At 39.9% G+C, this 1,214-nt stretch carries 1 protein-coding gene; it reads right to left on the reverse strand.

Annotation, left to right across the window (positions count from 1 at the left end):
- Positions 1 to 18: 18 nt before the first annotated feature.
- Positions 19 to 1,136 (reverse strand): IS3 family transposase gene (locus IFO66_RS23615; RefSeq protein ID WP_192027464.1). Its coding sequence is split into 2 segments (ribosomal slippage): positions 19 to 890 and positions 890 to 1,136, totalling 1,119 coding nucleotides; the frame shifts between segments, so codons are not numbered across the junction.
- Positions 1,137 to 1,214 lie beyond the last annotated feature (78 nt).

Genomic DNA, 1,214 nt, shown 5'->3' on the forward strand with positions numbered 1-1,214 from the left:
TGGACTGTCAACACAAAATCAAACAACTTTTTTAAGGGCTTTTCTTTTGTAATTAACTGGGCTCATATAGCCTAATGTTCCATGTATGCGGTGCTTGTTATACCAATTGACATAGTCATATAACTCCAACGTAAGATGTTGCAGGCTCTGAAAATTCATTTGGTTAATAAACTCTGTTTTCATTATTTTAAAGGTAGCTTCAGCAACGGCGTTGTCGTAAGGACAACCTTTCATGCTTAATGAACGGCTAATCTGGAATGTAGCCAATGTCTCATCGATTAACTTATTCTTAAACTCACTACCACGGTCAGTGTGGAACAACTGAATCTGTCGCAAATCTCCTTCCACAGAAGCAAATGCGCGTGAAACAAGGGCAGCGTCTTTAGTCGGACCTACACTGCTCCCAATAATTTCACGATTAAAAAGGTCAACAAATACACAGATGTAATGCCATCTGTTTTGAATCCTTACATAGGTTAAGTCACTAACTACGACACGTTTAGCTTCTGACTGCGAAAACTGACGGCTTAGCTCATTGGGGTGTTGCTCCTCATTACAGGAAGCCTTGTGCGGCTTATACTGGGTAATCGTGTACGTAGAAACAAGCCCTTGTTCCTTCATAATGCGTCCAATTCGTCTTCTAGACACGATAATTCCACGCTCATGTAGCTTAGACTTAATTTTTCTTGTGCCATAAGCTTTACGATTCTTCTGGAAGATTTCAACGATAGGCTTCGTGATGTCATCTTCTTGCTGCTTTTGTTTGGCTTCATAATAAAAGTGGCTTCTAGCAATTTGAAGGACGTCACACATTGCTGATACCGAGTATTTGTCACGATTTTGCTTGATGACATTTACTTTCGTCCCATGATCAGCGCTGCTTGCTTTAAAATGTCCACCTCCATTTTAAGACGTTCATTTTCTTTACGTAATGCAATAAGTTCATTCTCTTCAGTAGACCGATTGTCTTTCTCTGAGAATGATCCTGACTGCTGGTATTGCTTAATCCAGCGATCTAGTGCAGAAGCACTTAGTTCGTACTCATCTGCAATAGCTGCTCTTGCTTTTCCATTTTCGTATAACTGAACCATTTGTCTCTTAAATTCAGCAGTAAATGTACGTCTTTGTCTTGGCATAGTAGATCCGCTCCTAGTTATGATGTGTTTATTCTACTAGCCCTTATTTTTTCTGTCCAACTAAGTGTAGCCTATCCA

This window comes from Paenibacillus arenosi, from assembly GCF_014841135.1.
Classification (GTDB): domain Bacteria; phylum Bacillota; class Bacilli; order Paenibacillales; family Paenibacillaceae; genus Paenibacillus_B; species Paenibacillus_B arenosi.